General features: G+C 71.1%; 16 protein-coding genes. 5 read left to right on the forward strand and 11 right to left on the reverse strand.

Features of this window, described 5'->3' with window-relative positions:
- Positions 1-2: 2 nt before the first annotated feature.
- Together ACFVS6_RS01820 and ACFVS6_RS01825 are read left to right on the forward strand one after the other, a co-directional pair.
- Positions 3-722 carry an ABC transporter permease gene (locus ACFVS6_RS01820; protein WP_389699956.1) on the forward strand — a complete coding sequence of 240 codons (720 nt, stop codon included), beginning with the start codon at positions 3-5 and terminating at the stop codon, positions 720-722.
- 84 nt (positions 723-806) lie between these two features.
- A complete protein-coding gene (locus tag ACFVS6_RS01825) occupies positions 807-1,442 on the forward strand; it encodes a rhomboid-like protein (RefSeq protein ID WP_389699957.1) in 636 nt (211 codons plus the stop codon).
- A gap of 234 nt (positions 1,443-1,676) precedes the next feature.
- Here ACFVS6_RS01825 and ACFVS6_RS01830 read toward each other — a convergent pair whose 3' ends face one another.
- The 9 genes from ACFVS6_RS01830 to ACFVS6_RS01870 form a co-directional block, all read right to left on the reverse strand.
- The gene (locus ACFVS6_RS01830; protein ID WP_389699958.1) at positions 1,677-2,489 is read right to left on the reverse strand and encodes an HAD family hydrolase; all 813 of its coding nucleotides are present in this window, start codon (positions 2,487-2,489) and stop codon (positions 1,677-1,679) included.
- Positions 2,486-3,763: a serine--tRNA ligase gene (gene serS / locus ACFVS6_RS01835; protein ID WP_389699959.1), complete on the reverse strand. Its 1,278-nt coding sequence runs from the start codon at positions 3,761-3,763 to the stop codon at positions 2,486-2,488. The genes ACFVS6_RS01830 and serS overlap by 4 nt, the downstream gene beginning before the upstream one ends.
- Before the next feature lie 526 nt (positions 3,764-4,289).
- A complete protein-coding gene (pheA, locus tag ACFVS6_RS01840; protein ID WP_281204904.1) occupies positions 4,290-5,225 on the reverse strand; it encodes a prephenate dehydratase in 936 nt (311 codons plus the stop codon).
- Positions 5,226-5,267: 42 nt separating this feature from the next.
- Positions 5,268-6,551 carry an iron uptake transporter deferrochelatase/peroxidase subunit gene (gene efeB / locus ACFVS6_RS01845; RefSeq protein WP_389699960.1) on the reverse strand — a complete coding sequence of 428 codons (1,284 nt, stop codon included), beginning with the start codon at positions 6,549-6,551 and terminating at the stop codon, positions 5,268-5,270.
- 5 nt (positions 6,552-6,556) lie between these two features.
- Positions 6,557-8,527, reverse strand: a complete 1,971-nt coding sequence (locus ACFVS6_RS01850; RefSeq protein WP_389699961.1) for a copper resistance protein CopC — start codon at positions 8,525-8,527, stop codon at positions 6,557-6,559.
- A gap of 22 nt (positions 8,528-8,549) precedes the next feature.
- Positions 8,550-9,026 carry a copper chaperone PCu(A)C gene (locus tag ACFVS6_RS01855; RefSeq protein ID WP_389699962.1) on the reverse strand — a complete coding sequence of 159 codons (477 nt, stop codon included), beginning with the start codon at positions 9,024-9,026 and terminating at the stop codon, positions 8,550-8,552.
- Positions 9,023-9,676 carry an SCO family protein gene (locus tag ACFVS6_RS01860; protein WP_389699963.1) on the reverse strand — a complete coding sequence of 218 codons (654 nt, stop codon included), beginning with the start codon at positions 9,674-9,676 and terminating at the stop codon, positions 9,023-9,025. Before ACFVS6_RS01860 ends, ACFVS6_RS01855 begins: the two co-directional genes overlap by 4 nt.
- Positions 9,677-9,746: 70 nt before the next feature.
- The gene (locus ACFVS6_RS01865) at positions 9,747-10,475 is read right to left on the reverse strand and encodes a YcnI family protein (RefSeq protein ID WP_389699964.1); all 729 of its coding nucleotides are present in this window, start codon (positions 10,473-10,475) and stop codon (positions 9,747-9,749) included.
- A gap of 110 nt (positions 10,476-10,585) precedes the next feature.
- Positions 10,586-11,401, reverse strand: a complete 816-nt coding sequence (locus tag ACFVS6_RS01870) for a hypothetical protein (protein ID WP_389699965.1) — start codon at positions 11,399-11,401, stop codon at positions 10,586-10,588.
- Between the two features lie 291 nt (positions 11,402-11,692).
- Between ACFVS6_RS01870 and ACFVS6_RS01875 the strand changes: the two genes are divergently transcribed.
- Positions 11,693-12,208: an ATP-binding protein gene (locus ACFVS6_RS01875; RefSeq protein ID WP_389699966.1), complete on the forward strand. Its 516-nt coding sequence runs from the start codon at positions 11,693-11,695 to the stop codon at positions 12,206-12,208.
- Positions 12,209-12,385: 177 nt separating this feature from the next.
- Here the strand turns inward: ACFVS6_RS01875 and ACFVS6_RS01880 are convergent, their stop codons facing one another.
- Both ACFVS6_RS01880 and ACFVS6_RS01885 read right to left on the reverse strand, forming a co-directional pair.
- Positions 12,386-13,852, reverse strand: coding sequence for an aminopeptidase P family protein (locus ACFVS6_RS01880; protein ID WP_389699967.1), 1,467 nt, complete (start codon positions 13,850-13,852; stop codon positions 12,386-12,388).
- A gap of 160 nt (positions 13,853-14,012) precedes the next feature.
- Positions 14,013-15,575, reverse strand: a complete 1,563-nt coding sequence (locus ACFVS6_RS01885) for a PP2C family protein-serine/threonine phosphatase (RefSeq protein WP_389699968.1) — start codon at positions 15,573-15,575, stop codon at positions 14,013-14,015.
- A gap of 406 nt (positions 15,576-15,981) precedes the next feature.
- Between ACFVS6_RS01885 and ACFVS6_RS01890 the strand changes: the two genes are divergently transcribed.
- Together ACFVS6_RS01890 and ACFVS6_RS01895 are read left to right on the forward strand one after the other, a co-directional pair.
- Positions 15,982-16,680, forward strand: a complete 699-nt coding sequence (locus ACFVS6_RS01890; protein WP_389699969.1) for a bifunctional DNA primase/polymerase — start codon at positions 15,982-15,984, stop codon at positions 16,678-16,680.
- Between the two features lie 151 nt (positions 16,681-16,831).
- Complete coding sequence (locus tag ACFVS6_RS01895; protein ID WP_389699970.1) at positions 16,832-17,419, forward strand: hypothetical protein; 588 nt, start codon at positions 16,832-16,834, stop codon at positions 17,417-17,419.
- Positions 17,420-17,465 lie beyond the last annotated feature (46 nt).

A 17,465-nucleotide genomic window follows, 5' to 3' on the forward strand; every position in this document is an offset into this window, starting at 1 on the left:
GCATGTACAACCCCACCGTTGCCCGGCTCACCTACCGGGCCCTGCTCGGCCGCCGCCGCGCGCTGATCCTCTTCGCGCTGCCCGCCCTGCTGATCGTCATCTCCATCGCCGTCCGCGCCTTCACCGGGGTGGACGACAAGGTCGCCGCCGATCTGCTCGGCGGATTCGCCCTGGCGACGATGGTCCCGCTGATCGGCGTCATCGCCGGCACCGGAGCCATCGGTCCCGAGATCGACGACGGCTCGATCGTCTACCTGCTCTCCAAGCCGGTGAAGCGACCCACGATCATCCTGACCAAGCTGATCGTCGCGATCGCCGTCACGATGGCCTTCTCCGCGATCCCCACCCTGATCGCCGGCTTCATCCTCAACGGCAATGGCCAGCAGATCGCCGTCGCCTACACCGTCGCCGCCCTCGTCGCCTCGATCGCCTACAGCGCGCTGTTCCTGCTGCTGGGCACCGTCAGTCGGCACGCGGTCGTCTTCGGCCTCGTCTACGCCCTGATCTGGGAGTCCCTCTTCGGCAGCCTCGTCTCCGGGGCGAAGACCCTCAGCGTCCAGCAGTGGTCCCTGTCCCTGGCCGAGAAGGTCGCCGGACCGGGGTACGTCGACGCCAGTGTGGGCCTGCCCACCGCTGTGATCCTGCTCGTCGTGGTCACCGTCGGCGCCACCGCCTACGCGGGCCAGAAGCTGCGCCGCCTCACCCTGGCCGGCGAGGAGTAGGCCCACCTCCACAGGCCGCCCGCCCCGTGCCCCGCCCGGCCCACCGGCCGGGCGGGGCACAGCTTCGCGCGGGATCATCGGGGCATGATCGAGCACACCGAGCCGGAGCCGTCCAGACCCTTGCGGTCCTGGATACGTTCCTCGCCCGGGACGCACGTCTGGCTGCTGATCATCGCCATCACCAGTGTCATCGTCGTGATCGCCCCGGACCGGGTCGAGCACGTGCTGCTCCACCGCAACAGCAGCAACATCCACGAACTTGTCCAGCACCCCATCCGCGCGTTGCTCAGCAGCGCGTTCTGGATCGAGAACCCGGCTTCGCTCGCGCTCTACGCCCTGCTCTTCGAGTGCTTCCACGCCCCCGTCGAGCGTTGGCTCGGCACCCTGCGCTGGCTCCTGATCGTCGCGACCGCCCACATCACGGCGACCCTGGCCAGTCAGAAGGTCCTCCTGATGGCCATTCAGGACCACCGCGCGCCGCACAGCATGACCCACGTCGTCGACATCGGCGTCAGCTACGGCCTGGCGGCGTCCGTGGGCGTGCTCACCTACCGGTTGCCCCACCCCTGGAGATGGTTCTACCTGGCCGGCGCGGTCGCCTTCTTCGGTGTCCCGCTCCTGAGCGACGGCAGTTTCACCGACCTCGGCCACGCCATCTCGCTCGCCGTCGGCCTGCTCGCCTGGCCCCTCACCCGACACCCCGTTTCACGTGAAACATGACCCGCGTTCCGGGTCGGGCACGGCCCCTGTTTCACGTGAAACATGCCGCGGGCCGGTCCCCTCCCCCGGACGCGCGCTGCCACCGCGCTCATGACGGACGCGGGGAAAATCGCTGGTACGCGACTTCTCCCCGGGGCAGAGTGAGTGGTGCGGGGAGCAACAAAAGGTCCGGGGCAGCCGCTTCGAGCGCGCCTTGCGGCGCGGGCTGCTCCGGACCTCTCGTACGTCCCCGTGTTACGCGGCGCCCAGCAGGCGTTCCAGGACGACCGCGATGCCGTCCTCCTGGTTGGAGGTCGTCACCTCGTCGGCCACGGCCTTGAGTTCCGGGTGGGCGTTGGCCATGGCCACGCCGTGAGCAGACCATCCGAACATCGGGATGTCGTTGGGCATGTCACCGAAGGCGATCGTCTCGGCGGCCTTCACGCCCAGCCGCCGTGCGGCCAGCGACAGGCCGGTCGCCTTGCTCAGGCCGAGCGGCAGGATCTCCACGATGCCGGGACCCGCCATCACGATGTCCACGAGACTGCCGACCGTCTCCCTGGCCACCTTGACGAGTTCGTCCTCGCCCATCCCCGGATGCTGGATGTACAGCTTGTTCAGCGGGGCGGTCCAGACCGCAGCCGTGTCCTCCAGGTAGAGCGCCGGCAGGCCCTCCTGCACCTGGTACCCGGGACCGAACAGCACCTCGCCGTCCACCCCGTCCCGGCTGGCCGCCAGGGCCAGCGGACCCACCTCCGCCTCTATCTTCGACAGCGCCAGGCCGGCCAGCTGCCGGTCGAGCGTCACCGAGGTCAACAGCCGGTGCGCGCCCGCGTCGTAGACCTGTGCGCCCTGCCCGCACACGGCGATCCCCTTGTAGCCGAGGTCGTCGAGCACGTGGCGGGTCCAGGGCACGGCCCGGCCGGTGACGATGATGTGAGCCGCGCCCGCCGCGGTGGCCGCGGCGAGCGCCTCACGGGTGCGCTCCGAGACGGTGTCGTCGTCACGCAGCAGCGTGCCGTCGAGGTCCGTCGCGACGAGCTTGTACGGGAACGGGGCCGGGCTCACTTGGCGATCGGCTCCAGAAACTCGCGGCCGCCGAGGTAGGGACGGAGCACCGGGGGCACCCGTACCGAACCGTCGGCCTGCTGGTGGTTCTCCAGGATCGCGACGATCGTGCGCGGTACGGCGCACAGCGTTCCGTTGAGCGTCGACAGGGGCGCGGTCTTCTTGCCCTCGCGGTAGCGGATCGAGAGGCGGCGGGCCTGGAAGCCGTCGCAGTTCGACGCGGAGGTCAGCTCGCGGTACTTGCCCTGGGTGGGGATCCAGGCCTCGCAGTCGAACTTGCGGGAGGCGGACGAGCCGAGGTCGCCGGTGGCGACGTCGATGACCTGGAAAGGCAGTTCCAGGCTGGTCAGCCACTGCTTCTCCCAGTCGAGGAGCCGCTTGTGCTCGGCCTCGGCCTCCTCCGGCGCGACGTACGAGAACATCTCGACCTTGTCGAACTGGTGGACGCGGAAGATGCCCCGCGTGTCCTTGCCGTACGTACCGGCCTCGCGTCGGAAGCAGGGCGAGAAGCCGGCGTACCGCAGCGGCAGCTTGTCCGCGTCGATGATCTCGTCCATGTGGTACGCGGCGAGCGGGACCTCGGAGGTGCCGACCAGGTAGTAGTCGTCCTTCTCCAGGTGGTAGACGTTCTCCGCGGCCTGGCCGAGGAAGCCGGTGCCCTCCATGGCGCGCGGGCGGACCAGCGCCGGCGTCAGCATCGGGATGAAGCCGGCCTCGGTGGCCTGCGCGATGGCGGCGTTGACCAGGGCGAGTTCCAGCAGCGCGCCGACGCCGGTCAGGTAGTAGAAGCGCGAACCCGACACCTTGGCGCCGCGCTCGACGTCGATGGCGCCGAGCGATTCGCCGAGTTCGAGGTGGTCCTTCGGCTCGAAGCCCTCGGCGCCGAAGTCGCGGATCGTGCCGTGCGTCTCCAGGACGGTGAAGTCCTCCTCGCCGCCGACCGGAACGTCACCGTGGACGATGTTGCCCAGCTTGAGCAGGAGCTGCTTGGCCGCTTCGTCGGCCTCGTTCTGCTCGGCCTCGGCGGCCTTGACGTCCTGCTTGAGCTGGTCGGCCTTGGTCAGCAGCTCGGCCCGCTCCTCCGGGGAGGCCTTGGGGATGAGCTTGCCGAGCGACTTCTGCTCATTGCGCAGTTCGTCGAAGCGCATGCCGGAGGACCTGCGGCGCTCGTCGGCGGAGAGCAGCGCGTCGACGAGGCCGACGTCCTCTCCACGGGCGCGCTGCGAGGCGCGGACACGGTCAGGGTCATCACGGAGCAGCCGAAGGTCAATCACCCCTCCAGGCTACCGGGCTGGGCTTCCTGGGATCACACCGATATCACGCTGCGTGTCACTATGTCCCAATTGGTACGAATGGAAATCTCTTGTCCGGCGACCCGAAGCGGACCCGGGCGGGGAGCAGATAAAACCGGTCCCATTCGCTGAAATGGGGCACGGTGCCGGTCGTGGGGCGGGCCCTGAGCAGCGTCGGAGAGGGTTCCTTGTCCACAGGAATTCTCCGCGAGGGCGTCTTATCCACAGGCTGTGCGCCGCATCTGTGGACACGGAATTAGATCAATAGGGATCGGTGCCGGGGCGGGGTCCATCAGGGTTCAAACCGCCCTCACACACTCATTCGGGTGGGAATGGCTCGCTCCAAAGAGTTGATCGCCGATACAGGGGTGACAGCGTTCACCTGTCGCTCCCCAGCGCGAAACCTGAGTCCCCGAGTGATTTGTCGACCTTGTCGCCTCGCCGTGTCGACTTGTCCCCAGGTCCCCATCCCACCCTGTGGATAACTCTGTGGACAGTGGACGGTGCCCTACGCGCGACCGTCGAGGCAGCGCGCCAGCCAGTCCGACGCCGCGGTGAAGTCGCCGTCCGAGGTCCCCGGCCGAGCCGCGCGCACCTCACTGAGAGCGACACCGGCCCGAGGGTAGGAACCGAGGAAGCGGACCTGGGGGCAGGTCCGCTTCAGACCCATCAGGGCCTCGCTCACCCGGCGGTCGGAGATGTGTCCCTCGGCGTCGACCGCGAAGCAGTAGTTGCCGATTCCCTGGCCGGTCGGCCTGGACTGGATCAGCATCAGGTTCACACCCCGGACCGCGAACTCCTGGAGGAGCTCCAGCAGCGCACCGGGGTGGTCGTCGCCGAGCCACAACACCACGGACGTCTTGTCGGCACCGGTCGGCGCGGCCGGCCGGGCGGGACGCCCGACGAGGACGAACCGGGTCTCGGCGTTCTCCGCGTCGTGGATCTCCTTGACCAACGCCTCCAAGCCGTACGTGACGGCGGCGAACTCACCCGCGAAGGCCGCATCGAAACGGCCCTCCTGCACCAGGCGGGCGCCGTCGGCGTTGGACGCGGCCGACTCCCACACCGCGTCGGGCAGGTGGGTCCGCAGCCAGTTCCGCACCTGAGGCTGCGCTACGGGGTGCCCGGTGACGGTCTTGACGTCCGACAGCTTGGTCCCCGGCCGTACGAGCAGCGCGAACGCGATCGGCAGCAGCACCTCGCGGTAGATCATCAGCGGCTCGCCCGAGGCCAGCTCGTCGAGGGTCGCGGTCACCCCGCCCTCCACCGAGTTCTCGATCGGCACCAGGGCCGCCGCCGCCTCGCCGTTCCGCACGGCGTCGAGGGCCGCGGGGACCGACACCATCGGGACGAGCTCCCGGGTGGCGGCTTCCGGCAGCGTACGGAGGGCGGCTTCGGTGAACGTGCCCTCGGGACCGAGATAGGTGAAGCGGGTGGCCGACATGCTGTCAGCCTAATGCCGGGGAGGCAGCCGCCGCGGGGCCGTTCACCCTTCGAGCAGCCGTTGCCCGACGTACTCCCCGGCACGCGGGCCCGGCGGGACGGCGTACAGCCCGCTCGACTCGTGCCGGATGAACTCGGACAGGGCGTCGCCGCGGTCGAGCTTGCGCTGCACGGGGACGAAGCCGCGCAGCGGATCGGCCTGCCAGCAGATGAACAGCAGCCCGGCGTCCGGAGTGCCGTCGGGGGCGATGCCGTCGTGGAAGGAGAACGGTCGCCGCAGCATGGCCGCCCCGCCGTTCTGTTCGGGCGCCGAGATCCGGGCGTGGGCATTGGAGGCGATGACGGGCTTGCCGTCGGCGCCCAGCTTGTCCAGTGCCATCTCCGTGGTCTCGGTGCCACCGGTCAGCGGGGCCCCATCGGCCTTCCTCCGGCCGATGACCCGCTCCTGGTCGGCCAAGGACCGCTTCTCCCAGTCGTCGAGCAGCATCCGGATCCGGCGCACGACGGCGTACGATCCCCCGGCCATCCAGGCGTGCTCGGCGGGCCCCGGTCCGGTGCCCGGCACGAAGATCCGCTTGTCGAAGTCGGGCTCCGCGGGCTTCGGGTTCCCGGTGCCGTCGACCTGGCCCATCAGGTTGCGTGCGGTCATCGGCTTCGCCGTGGCGCCCGGGGACCGGTTGAAGCCGTTCATCTGCCAGCGCACGCGCGCCGCGTCCCCGGCGTCCTTCTGTACGGCCCGCAGGGCGTGGAAAGCGACGAGTCCGTCGTCCGCGCCGATCTGGACCCACAGGTCGCCGTTGCTGCGCTGGGCGTCGAGCCGGTCCGAGGAGAAGTCCGGCAGCGGATCGAGCGCCGCGGGACGGCGTGCGGTCAGGCCGGTGCGCTCGAAGAAGGAGTGCCCGAACCCGAAGGTGACGGTGAGGGAGGACGGGCCCGCGTCGAGCGCGATACCGGTATCGGCGGCGGGCGCGGCCGCGCCCGCCATCAGTCGCCGCGCCGTGTCCGACCACCGGCGCAGCAGCGCGGCGGCCTCGGTACGGCCTGCGCCGGGCGCCAGGTCGAAGGCCAGGACGTGGCCCTTGGCCTGGAGCGGGGTGGTGATCCCGGCCTGGTGGTCCCCGTCGAACGCCACCTCGGTGGCGCCCAGGGAACCGAGCGTCCCGGCCGCGCCGGGGGCACCGGCCGGGGAATCGGCGACGGCGGCGTGGGCGAGGGCCCCGCCCGTGGCGCCGAGGGCGAGTCCGACGGCGCCGGCGGCGCCCACGGTACCCAGCAGCCTGCGCCGGGAGATCTCGATGTCCGGGTTGCTCCGGATGCTGTCGGTCACGCTGCTCAGCCGATCTTCACGTTCTTCTGGACGGTCGTCTGGTCGATGTCGGAGGTGCGGACGGTCACGTCGATGCGCCATTCACCCGTCAGCGGCAGCTGCACCCCGGACGCGGTCCAGTGTCCGGGACCGGAACGGTCCGGGACGACCGGCAGCGGGCCGATCTCCTTGGCCGGGAGGGTGAAGGCGACCTTGATCTCGGGCAGGTCGAGGGGCTTGCCGTCCGGGTCCTCCGCCCACAGGTGGAGGGTGTTGGCGCCGACCCGGCCCGGGTCGAGCTCCAGCCGCACGGTGCCCTTGCCGTTCTGGCCGCCGGTCTCGAAGGGCAGGGTGATCTTGATGGGTCGGTTGGGCACGGCGGTCGAGGCGGAGCCCCGGCCGGCCTCCTGTTCCACGGCGCGTCCCGGCTCCGTACTCGTCAGGACGGTGGTGACGGCGAGCAGGGCCACGGCCACCGCCGCCTCGGCGAGGACGGACCGGCGCAGGCCGCCCCGCACGGGGTCGGCGTCGCGCACCTGGTGCTCGCGCGCCTTCTCGCGGGCGGCGTGCTGACGGGCGAGCTGGGCGGCACGCCGCGGGTCGACGGCGTCGGGCGTTTCACGTGAAACATCGCTCGCCGTTTCACGTGAAACGTCCGTCCCGGCGAGCACCCCGGCCGGCTCGGCCGTGGCCTGTCCGTCCGCCAGTCGGGCGGTCCACTTCCGTGAGAGGTAGGCGATGCCGAGGAGCACGGCGACCAGTCCCACCTTGATGATCAGGAGGCGTCCGTAGCTGGTGCCGGTGAGGGCCGACCAACTGCCGAGCTGGCGCCAGGACTGGTAGACGCCGGTGACGACGAGGACCACGACACTGACGAAGGCGACCTTCGAGAAGCGCCTGACGGCGTCCCGCTCGATGTCCGGCACCTTGTACAGGGCGACCAGCAGCGCGGTGAGACCGCCGAGCCAGGCGGCGACGGCCAGCAGGTGGAGGATGTCGGCCGGCATCGCGATGCCGGGCTGGATGCCGGTGGAGGCGTGCTCGGACAGGGCCCAGGTGGCGGCGATGCCGGCAGCCACGACGGCTCCACCGATGCCGAGCCCGAAGGCCAGGTCGCTCGTCTGCTTGGCGTCCTCCCCGACCCGCTCGTCCTCCCCGACGGCCGCCGCCTGCTGATGGCGCGCGTAGGCCCCGAAGAGCACGGCGACGAACAGCGCGGCGGCGCCGAGGAGCAGCAGCCGGGAGACGAACGCGGCGCCGGTCTTGGTCTCCAGAACGGCTTGCAGCCCGTCGAGGTCGAAGACGTCGGCGAACTTGCCCGAGCCCGTGTACGGGTTGCGGAGCGCCAGCATCGCCAGGGTTGCCGCGGTGAGGGTGACCCAGCCGCGCAGGACGAGCTTCTGCAGCGACCGTTCGGCGGAGCCGCGGCGCCAGCACAGCAGGATGAAGGCCGCGCCGCCGACGAGGATGGTGAACCCGGCGTAGGCGGCGTACCGGGCGATCCCGTACGCGATGCCGACCGGTCCGCCGCCCGCCTGCTGGGTCGGCAGGGAGACGTCGGTGGCCGAGGGGGCGCCGATGGAGAAGGTGAAGGCACCGGAGATCGGGTGGCTGTCGGCGGAGACGGCCTGCCAGGCGACGGTGTAGGTGCCGTTGGGCAGGCCGGCGTGCAGGGCGGTTCCGTACCGGATGACCGAGCCGCTGCACATGTCACGGAGCTCGCCGGTGTCCACGCGCCTGCCCTGCGGGTCCATGACGCGGATGGAGTCGTCGCCCATGGCGACCTGCTCCGAGAAGGAGAGGGTGACCTGGGCGGGTGCCGTGGCGACCACCGCCCCGTCCTGCGGGTCGCTCGCGGTGAGTGCGGCGTGTGCCGAGGCCGGTGCGGCCGCGGTGAACAGGGTTGCCAGCAGGGCTGCGAGGACCAGCGCGAGCCGCGGCAGGAGTGCCGTGATGCGGACCCGGGCGGGCGAAGGGGCGGGGGCGGTGGCCGTCATGGCGTGTCAGTTCCTCGGTCCGTCAGTGGGCGTTGGAGTTCTGTGCGTTGTAGGTCCGCTCTTTCACGTCGACCTCGACCTTGACCGGGTCGGCCTTCTCGAACCGGAGCTCGACGGTGACCTTGTCCCCGACGGCCGGCTTGCTCTTGAGACCCATGAACATGACGTGGTTGCCACCCCGCGTCAGCTTCAGCTCACCGTTGGCGGGCACGTCCATCGACTGGACCTGCCGCATCTTCTGGTCCTTGGTCTCGTGGATCTGAACATCGTCCGAGAGGGGGCTGGTGACGCCGGTCAGCTTGTCGGCGGTCTTCGAGTCGTTCTTGATGACCATGAACGCGCCGGCCATCTCGGCGTTGACCGGTTCGGGGATGAAGGCCCCGCTGACCGTCAACCCGGGCTTGCCGCCGTCTGAGGAGTCGGACGAGCAGCCGGATATGGCGAGCGCGGCCGTCAGGGAGAGGGCGGCGGCGAGGGTACGGGTGGTGCGGTGGTTCACGGGTTCAGTCCCTTGACGAGCTTCGGCATGTCCTTGGTGTAGTCATCGACGGTGGTGCCCTCGCCGTAGAGGGCGTAGCCCTCGTCGGTCTTGGGCGAGAACGCGATGACCTGGGCACCGTGCATGGAGACGACGTCCCCGTTGGCCTCCTTCTTGGCGGCCTCGATGCCGATGCCGAGCGAGCGCGCCGCGGCCTGGATGGTGGCGAAGTCCCCCGTCAGTCCGACGAAGGACGGATCCTGGGCCTTGAGCCACGCGCCGAGCGACTCGGGAGTGTCCCGCTCGGGGTCGGTGGTGACGAACACGACCCGGAGGTCGTCCTGGTCGGCCTTGGGCAGTGCCTTCTTGGCGACGGCGATGTTGCTCATCGTCAGAGGACAGACGTCCGGGCACTTGGTGTAGCCGAAGTAGATGAGCGTCGGCTTGCCCTTGGTCTGCTCGCGCAGGTTCCACGGCTTGCCGGTGGTGTCCGTCAGGACGAGCTCGGGCTTGTCGAAGGGGCGGTCGAGGACCGTCGCGGCCCCGGCCTTCTTCTCACCGGTGATCTGGGTGACCGAGCCGGTGTTCTCGGTCTTTCCACCGCCGCAGGCGGTGAGGGCGAGGGCGGTCGCCACCGCGAGGGCGGCGACCGTCACACGTGTGGTGCGCATGGAGGAATGTCCCTGTGATCGGGGAAGGTGCGGATGTTCTCGAAATGACACGGCCTGCGTCCGCGACGGGTCAGGAAGCGCGCCGACGCGAGGCGATCCCGAAGGCGACGCCACCGAGGCCGATGACGATGCCCGCGATGCCGAGGGCCCGGGCGGTCGTGTCGGAGCTCTTGGCGGCCTCGTCGTGGTGGTCGCCGGCCGCCTTGTCGTCCTTGCCGGAGGCCTTCGCCTCGTCGGCCTTCTTGTCGCCGGAGTCGTGGTGGTCGTCGCCCTTGGCGGCGGTCAGCTTCAGCACGGGCGCGGGGGTCTGCGGCTCCGGGGCGCCTTCCTTGGCCTCCTCGATCCAACGGACGACCTCGTTGTTGTCGTACGTCTGGATCGCCTTGAAGACCATCTGGTCGGCGTTCTCCGGAAGCTTGCCGACGGAGACCGGGAACTGCTGGAACTTGCCGGGCTCGATCTTGCCGCCGGACCAGGTCACCTTCGTGACGGCCTCGTTGATCTGCTTGCCGTGCACGGTGAGCGGCTTGTCGAGCTTGCTCTTCTCGACGCTCACGGTCCAGCCGGGGATGTCCTGCGGCATGACGGACGTCAGCGGCTGGTCGATCGGGAAGCTGACCTCCAACTGCGTGGTCGACGCGTTGTCGCGCTCGTTGGGGACCTTGAAGTTGATCGTCGCGTAGCCGCCCTTGGTGGCTTCGCCGGGCTGCACGCCGACGTGCGCGAAGGCGGGGGCGGACAGGACGAGGACGGTGCCGGCGGCGATGGCGGCGGCGAAGGAGACGCGAGAGGTCTTCATGGCGGGAACACTCCACGGAGGCAGGGGTGACGGGCTCCGCACACGGGCGCGCGCGGAGGTCGCGGCACCGGTGCTCCCGTGGCTGTGTGCTCCGGGGTGTGGGTGCCGCGTCAGGCTGCGAGGGCGAGGGCCGGAGGTGGTCCGCGCCTGATCACCGTGTGCTGGAGCGCTTCGCGGCCGGTCGCCACCGCGGGCGCGGCGGAACCGCGCCCGGCGCGCCGGGTACGGACGGGCGCGCCCGGGATCCCGGTGGCGAGGGCGCGTACGAACGCCAGCGCGGCGCGCAGCGGACGCACGGGGTCGGCTTCGGCGGACAGCCGGGACAGTTCGAGGAGACGGACCAGTGCGGCGTCCCCCCGGCCCAACAGCCAGCCGGCCGCCAGCGCGGCCAGCAGGTGCCCGGCGAGCATGGCCGGGCTGAACAGCCCGGTCGCCTGCTGCCCGGCGGCGTCCGCCAGGTGCTCGTGGGCCGCGTGACCCTGTGCGGCGGCGGCCCGTCCGGCCAGTGCGGTCGGGTCGAGGCTGGCGGCCTCCAGGATCCTCCGGGCGTCGGCCGGGCTGAGCGGCACGGAGTTGCCCCCGCAGACCAGCCGGGCGGCGAGCGCCGCGAGGGAGGTGTCGGAGTCCGCGGCCGTTGCCCGCGCGGCGGCTTCGCCGTGCTGGCCGAGGCCGAAGAGGGTGTGCAACCCGACCTGGCCGAGGGCGAGCGCGGCGGCGATGCCGCCCGGCGAACGCCGACGTCCGGAGAGCGGGGCCGCGACCGCGAACACGGCGACGAAGGCGGAGACCAGCGCCCACCACGGTACGGATGCGCACGAGGCCATGACGTGGCCCACCACGGACAGCACGACGCAGACCGCGGCGAACACCGCGGCCCGGGTGGTCCGGAGCCCGGCTCCGGTGCGCGTCGTGTGGGGGGCAGTCATGGCCGGGCCATCATCGCACTGCGCTTAGGCCCTGCATACGGCAGGTGCGCAAGGGACCTTTGAGTTGGGGCCTCCGGTCAGGTCGGGGTCAGCGAAGGCGGCGACGGAAGCCACGACGGAAGCCGTGGCGGAGGTGGCGACGAGGGCGGCGGAGGCGGCGGCGACGGGTGCGCCCGCGCGACGCGAAGGCTCCTGCGTACACGGCTTCCCGGGAGTGCCGCATCGGCCGAATGAGGGCTCCGCCGGCTGTGAGGGGCTTACGGTCCACCCGGGGCGGCAATAGGTAACCGTATGAGCATCTGGTGGTCTCTCCACTTGAGGCGCGAAGCTGCGAGCGTGCCGCTCGCCAGGCGACTGCTGCTGGGGACGATGGAGACCGCGGGGGTGGACCCGGACATCTCTTTCGACCTGTCGGTGGCACTGACCGAGGCGTGCGCGAACGCGGTGGAGCACGGCGGCCGCGGGGCGGGCCCCCGCTGCGGCTCCTCCGACATCGACGCCCCGGACGGTTCCGTCGGCGGCGACGGGGATGGTTCCGACGATTCGGACGGGACCGGGGCGTATCACGTCACGGCCTACCTGGACGGGGACCGCTGCCGCATCGAAGTATCCGATTCCGGCCCGGGGTTCCCGGCCGCGACGGTGGCCCGTCGCAGACCCTCCCTGGCCGAGCACGGCCGGGGCCTGCACCTGATCGAGGAACTCGCCGACCACGTGCGCTTCCGCAACCGGCCGGGCCGGGGCGCCGTGGTGAGCTTCGACAAGATGCTGAAGTGGCGCGACGACGCGCTGCTGAAGGTGTCCTGACCGCGGCACCGGCACCGGCACCGGCACCGCGACCACGGCGACCATCGCGACCGCCGCGACCGCCTGAAACGCGCCGGTGGGCGGGACCCCCCGTAGGGGATCCCGCCCACCGCAGAACACGGGCCGTGCGACCACGGGCCGCAGAACCGGTACCGGCCCGGGGGCTCGGCTCGGGACTCAGCCCTTGAGGCGGGCCATCCACGCCTCGACGTCGTCCGAGGTGCGCGGCAGGCCGGCCGACAGGTTCCGGTTGCCGTCCTCGGTGACGAGGATGTCGTCCTCGATCCGGACTCCGATGCCCCGGTACTCCTCGGGCACGGTCAGGTCGTCGGCCTGGAAGTACAGGCCCGGCTCGACGGTCAGGCACATGCCCGGCTCCAGCGTGCCGTCGACGTACGCCTCGGTGCGCGCGGCGGCGCAGTCGTGGACGTCCATGCCGAGCATGTGGCCGGTGCCGTGCAGGGTCCAGCGGCGCTGCAGGCCGAGCTCCAGGACGCGCTCGACGGGTCCCTCCAGCAGGCCCCACTCGACGAGCTTCTCCGCGAGGACGTGCTGCGAGGCGTCGTGGAAGTCGCGGAACTTGGCACCCGGCTTGACGGCGGCGATGCCGGCTTCCTGGGACTCGTACACCGCGTCGTAGATCTTGCGCTGGATGTCGGTGTAGCTGCCGCTGATGGGCAGGGTGCGCGTGACGTCGGCGGTGTAGAGGGAGTGGGTCTCCACACCGGCGTCGAGGAGCAGCAGGTCGCCGGAGCGGACGTCGCCGTCGTTGCGGACCCAGTGCAGGGTGCAGGCGTGCGGGCCGGCGGCGCAGATGGAGCCGTAGCCGACGTCGTTGCCCTCGACGCGGGCGCGCAGGAAGAAGGTGCCCTCGATGTAGCGCTCGGACGTGGCCTCGGCCTTGTCGAGGACCTTCACGACGTCCTCGAAGCCGCGGACGGTGGAGTCGACGGCCTTCTGGAGCTCGCCGATCTCGAAGGCGTCCTTCACTGCGCGGGCCTCGGAGAGGTAGACGCGCAGTTCCTCGTCGAGTTCCTTGGTCACCTTGTCGGTGAGGGCGGTCTCGACGACGGAGTCGTGGCCCCGGACGTTGCGGACCGGGCCCTCCGCCTCGGCGAGGGCCTCGGCGAGCTCGCGGACGTCCTTGGCCGGGATGCCCAGGAGCTGCTCGGCCTCGGTGAGGGAGTGGCGGCGGCCGACCCACAGTTCGCCCTGGCCGGAGAGCCAGAACTCGCCGTTCTCGCGGTTGGAGCGGGGCAGCAGGTAGATCGTGGCGGTGTGCCCGGTCTCGCCCGTGGGCTCCAGGACCAGGACGCCGTTCTCGGTCTGGTCACCGGTGAGGTACGCGTACTCGGTCGAGGCGCGGAACGGGTACTCGGTGTCGTTCGAGCGGGTCTTCAGCCGGCCGGCCGCGATGACGAGGCGGTCTCCGGGGAAGCGCGCCGACAGCGCGGCGCGGCGCTCGGCGGTGTGGGTCGCCTGGGCGATGGGCTCCAGGCCGCGGAGTTCGGTGTCGGCCCAGCCGGTGCGCATGCTTTCCGCGAGTTCTTCGCTGACGCCCGGGTACAGCCCGTTCTTGCGCTGCTTGTGCTTCTTCTGGGGCTGCTCTTCTTCCGGGGTCTCCGGGGTGAGCTCGTCAGCCACGTCTTCTCCTCAGCTGCTACGACATGCAGGTACCGGGTATGGACCTCATCCATCGTATGTGCGAAGAGAAGGCGTCCGGCGGGACCTGTGACATATCAGTCAAACCGGACGATCGTCTTCCGTGGCCGTGTGCTCCCCCGTCCAGGTCGACCGGAGCCGCTCAGTCGAACCGGACGGCGAGCAGCACCACGTCCTCGTCCGGGTCCGCCGAGGGCGCGGCCGGGTCCTCCCCGGGCAGCACGGTCCTCAGGATGTGGTCGCAGATGGCCCCCGGGTCGTCCCGGACGGTACGGGGAACACCCGCGGCCGCCGCGTGCAGCCGGGCGTACGCACGGTCCATGGCGTCACCGGTGCGGCGCAGCAGCCCGTCGGTGTAGAGCAGCACCGTTTCTCCCGAAGCGGGCTCGATCTCCACGCTCGGGGCCTCCCAGCAGGCGAGCATCCCCAGCGGTGCGGAGAGCGAGGTCTCCACGTACTCGGTGCGCCGCTCGCCGATCAGCAGGGGCGGGGTGTGCCCGGCGCCGGCCAGGATGACCTTCCGGGAGGCGGGCTCGCAGTACGCGAAGAGCGCGGTCGCCGAGCGGGCGGGCTCGGTCAGGCGCAGCAGCAGTTCGAGGTCGGACAGGACGGCGACGGGGTCCTCGCCCTCCATGACGGCGTACGCGCGCAGCGAGGCCCGCAGCCGTCCCATCGCGGCGACGGCGCTCGGCCCGGAACCGGTGACGGAGCCGACGGCCAGTCCCATCGCGCCCTCGGGCAGCGGGAGGGCGTCGTACCAGTCGCCGCCGCCGCGCGGTCCGGTGTGGTGCCGGGCGGCGAGCTGCACCCCGGCGATCCGGGGCAGCCTGCTGGGCAGCAGTTCCTCGGCGACCGTGGCCAACCGGGTGCGGGAGCGGTCCACCTCGACCATCCGCGCCAGGTGCTCGGCGGCGTGCCGGACGTAGAGCCCGGCGAGGTCGCGTTGACGCTCGCTGGGTTCGGCCTGTTCGTCGTAGAGCCAGACGGCCGCGCCGAGCCGGCCGGTGGCGTCGGCGGTCAGCGGCAGCGCGTAGCTGGCCGCGTAGCCGAGCCGGGCCGCGACCTCGCGGTGGCGGGGGTCGATGGAGGGCTCGTGCCCACCGGTGCCGGTGCCGGCCGGCGCGGTGCCGGGCTCGGGGAGCACCTCGGACCCGCCGTGGGCGTCGGGGAGTCCGTCGAGGATGCGGCCGTAGGAGGTGGCGCTGCGCGGCACCGTCTCGATGTGGCCGAGGTCGGCGCGTCCCAGGCCGAGGCCGATGGTGGTGGTCGGGCCGAGCCCGTCGGAGGGTTCCAGGACCACCAGGCCGCGACGCGCGCCGACCAGGGCGGCTCCGGCCCGCAGGAACTCCTGCAGGGAGGAGTCGAGGTCACTGGCCCGGGCGAGGCGCTCGGTGAGTTCGTGGAGGGTGGTGAGGTCGGAGACCATGCCCGCCAGCCGGTCCTGGATGACGCTGCTCGCGGCAGGCTGGGCGGCCTGGGCGGGGGTGGTGCGTACGGGCGTGGAAGCGGGCGTGGGCGCCGGAGTCTGCGCTGACGCTGTAACTGCTGGATCGATTCCAGCCACTTTCGGCAGATGCGGGGCGCTCATGGCGTCCGCCTTTCCACCTGGTGCGATTCGCCATATAGCATCGCAAACCCCCAGATCGTGCTGCGCCGCCATCGATGGATTTACATCTACACGCACACGAGGAGCGATGTCCAGCATGGCGCCAGCGGGAATCCTGGTGTCCGAGGGACGACAACTCACTGTCCGGCCAGGGCTAAAACTTGGCCGGAAAAAGCGGGAAGCGGACGGTTTTTGCGATCGACTGGGCGGGCGTCGCAGGGGCTTCGGGTACGTAATCGGTAGTGCCCAGGGTCAGTTGACGCCTCCCGGCACCGCCGGGAACCGCCCGGCACGTGCCGTCGTCCTTAGCGGCGGCAGCCGGTCTCGACACCGGTGCGGGTCGCTCTCCGCCCCCGCCGGACGTTTGATGGACCCGTAAGAAACTGCACGAACCGTGTGAACCTGCTTCCGGCGGACAGTGACGCGAAACGTGTACGTGTGGTGAAACACCGCTCACATGGTGTGATGTGGCCCCTCGGCGTTCAACGGAAAGGAACGAGCGCTCATGCGCGAGATCCTCGGAAGGCGTCTCCAGCGGCTCCGCGACCGGTTGAGGACCCCGCGCGCCGCCTCCGCGGCCGCGGGTCCCACCCCGCTCGACGCGGCGCTCACCTGCGCCACGCTCCTGCGGTGGCCCGTGCTCCCGGGCGTGGGCCGGGCCGGCGCGGACAGTGCGCGCTGCGCCTGCCCCGACCCCGACTGCGTGGTGCCGGGCGCGCACCCCTTCGACCCCGGACTGCTCGCCGCCACCACCGACCCCCGAATGGTGGCCTGGTGGTGGGCCAAGCGGCCCAGTGCGCCCCTGTTGATGGCCACCGGCGGCACCGCGCCGTGCGCGGTGAGCCTGCCGGCCGTCGCCGCCGCGCGCGCCGTCGTACGGCTGGACGCGCAGGGCATGCGTCTGGGTCCGATCGTCGCCACGCCGACCCGGTGGGCGCTGCTGGTGGCGCCGTACTCGCTGGAGCGGCTCGGCGAACTCCTCTACGCCAAGGACCACGTGCCCGCCTCGCTGCGTTTCCACGGCGAGGGCGGCTACTTGTTGCTGCCGCCCTCCACCGCGTCGGGCGGTGGGCAGGTCTGCTGGGAACGCGAACCCGCGACGGGGCGGGGCGGACCGTGGCTGCCGGACGTCGAGGCGGTCGTGGACGCGCTCGTGGAGGCGAGCAGCGGCGCCCCGGGCGGTGGCAGCCGGCTCGCCTACTGAGCGCGGTGACCCGGGAAGGGAACGTGCGGGCGGGCGCCGGGAGATCCCGGTGGCCTCCGCATCACTCGTACGGGTGCCAGCAGGGCCGGTTTCCAAGGGAATTGGGCGCGGGGATCTCCGGGGCCCTTTCCGGCGTCGCTATCTTCGGCGAATGAATCTCCGCCTGATCGGTATCGGCGCCGGTGTGCTGGTCATCTTGTCGCTTCCCCTCGCCGGTGCGATCGCCGGGCCGGATTTCGCCGGTCAGGATGACGGAAAAGGCGGGGGGTTGCTCTCCTCGCTCGGGCTTTCCACCCCTTCCCGCACGCCGGTGGCGGCCCGTACCGCGGATGCCGCGCGGTCGGTCGAGCGCGAGGTCCTCCCGTCGCGTCCCGGGCCGGACGTGCGGCCCCGTACGGACACCCGGTGCGGTCCGGAACTCTCCTCCCCGCACGGGGTGGAGGCGCAGACCTGTGTCCTGGAGAGCGGGGGGCAGACCTGGGGGCGCAGCTACTACCGCAACACCAGCGGGCGGACCCTGGACGCCGTGCTGACCGTCATGGGGCCGGAGGGGCGCACGGTGCAGATCCGCTGTGTCGTCGGTGCGGGGGACGAACCGGGTTTGTGCGAGACGCCGCAGGAGGAGTCCGCCGGAAAGCCGATCGACTACTCGGCCGTAGCGGAATTTGCAGTTCCGGATGAGGAAGGGCAGCTGCTCCTGCGGTCCGGGAGCAACTCACCGGAGCCGGGCGACGGTTGACCGCAGCCTGAAATGGAAGGGCCCGGTCGCTGGCGACGGGGGATGC

This window comes from Streptomyces sp. NPDC057939 (genome assembly GCF_042887545.1).
Classification (GTDB): Bacteria; Actinomycetota; Actinomycetes; order Streptomycetales; family Streptomycetaceae; genus Streptomyces.

What these genes read in the sequence shown, in the direction of transcription:
- ACFVS6_RS01820 (WP_389699956.1), top strand. Translation starts at nt 3, where the DNA reads ATGTACAACCCCACCGTTGCCCGGCTCACCTACCGGGCCCTGCTCGGC.
- ACFVS6_RS01825 (WP_389699957.1), top strand. Translation starts at nt 807, where the DNA reads ATGATCGAGCACACCGAGCCGGAGCCGTCCAGACCCTTGCGGTCCTGG.
- pheA (WP_281204904.1), bottom strand. Translation starts at nt 5,225, where the DNA reads ATGTCGGCCACCCGCTTCACCTATCTCGGTCCCGAGGGCACGTTCACC.
- ACFVS6_RS01850 (WP_389699961.1), bottom strand. Translation starts at nt 8,527, where the DNA reads ATGACGGCCACCGCCCCCGCCCCTTCGCCCGCCCGGGTCCGCATCACG.
- ACFVS6_RS01860 (WP_389699963.1), bottom strand. Translation starts at nt 9,676, where the DNA reads ATGCGCACCACACGTGTGACGGTCGCCGCCCTCGCGGTGGCGACCGCC.
- ACFVS6_RS01865 (WP_389699964.1), bottom strand. Translation starts at nt 10,475, where the DNA reads ATGAAGACCTCTCGCGTCTCCTTCGCCGCCGCCATCGCCGCCGGCACC.
- ACFVS6_RS01870 (WP_389699965.1), bottom strand. Translation starts at nt 11,401, where the DNA reads ATGACTGCCCCCCACACGACGCGCACCGGAGCCGGGCTCCGGACCACC.
- ACFVS6_RS01875 (WP_389699966.1), top strand. Translation starts at nt 11,693, where the DNA reads ATGAGCATCTGGTGGTCTCTCCACTTGAGGCGCGAAGCTGCGAGCGTG.
- ACFVS6_RS01885 (WP_389699968.1), bottom strand. Translation starts at nt 15,575, where the DNA reads ATGCTGGACATCGCTCCTCGTGTGCGTGTAGATGTAAATCCATCGATG.
- ACFVS6_RS01890 (WP_389699969.1), top strand. Translation starts at nt 15,982, where the DNA reads ATGCGCGAGATCCTCGGAAGGCGTCTCCAGCGGCTCCGCGACCGGTTG.
- ACFVS6_RS01895 (WP_389699970.1), top strand. Translation starts at nt 16,832, where the DNA reads ATGAATCTCCGCCTGATCGGTATCGGCGCCGGTGTGCTGGTCATCTTG.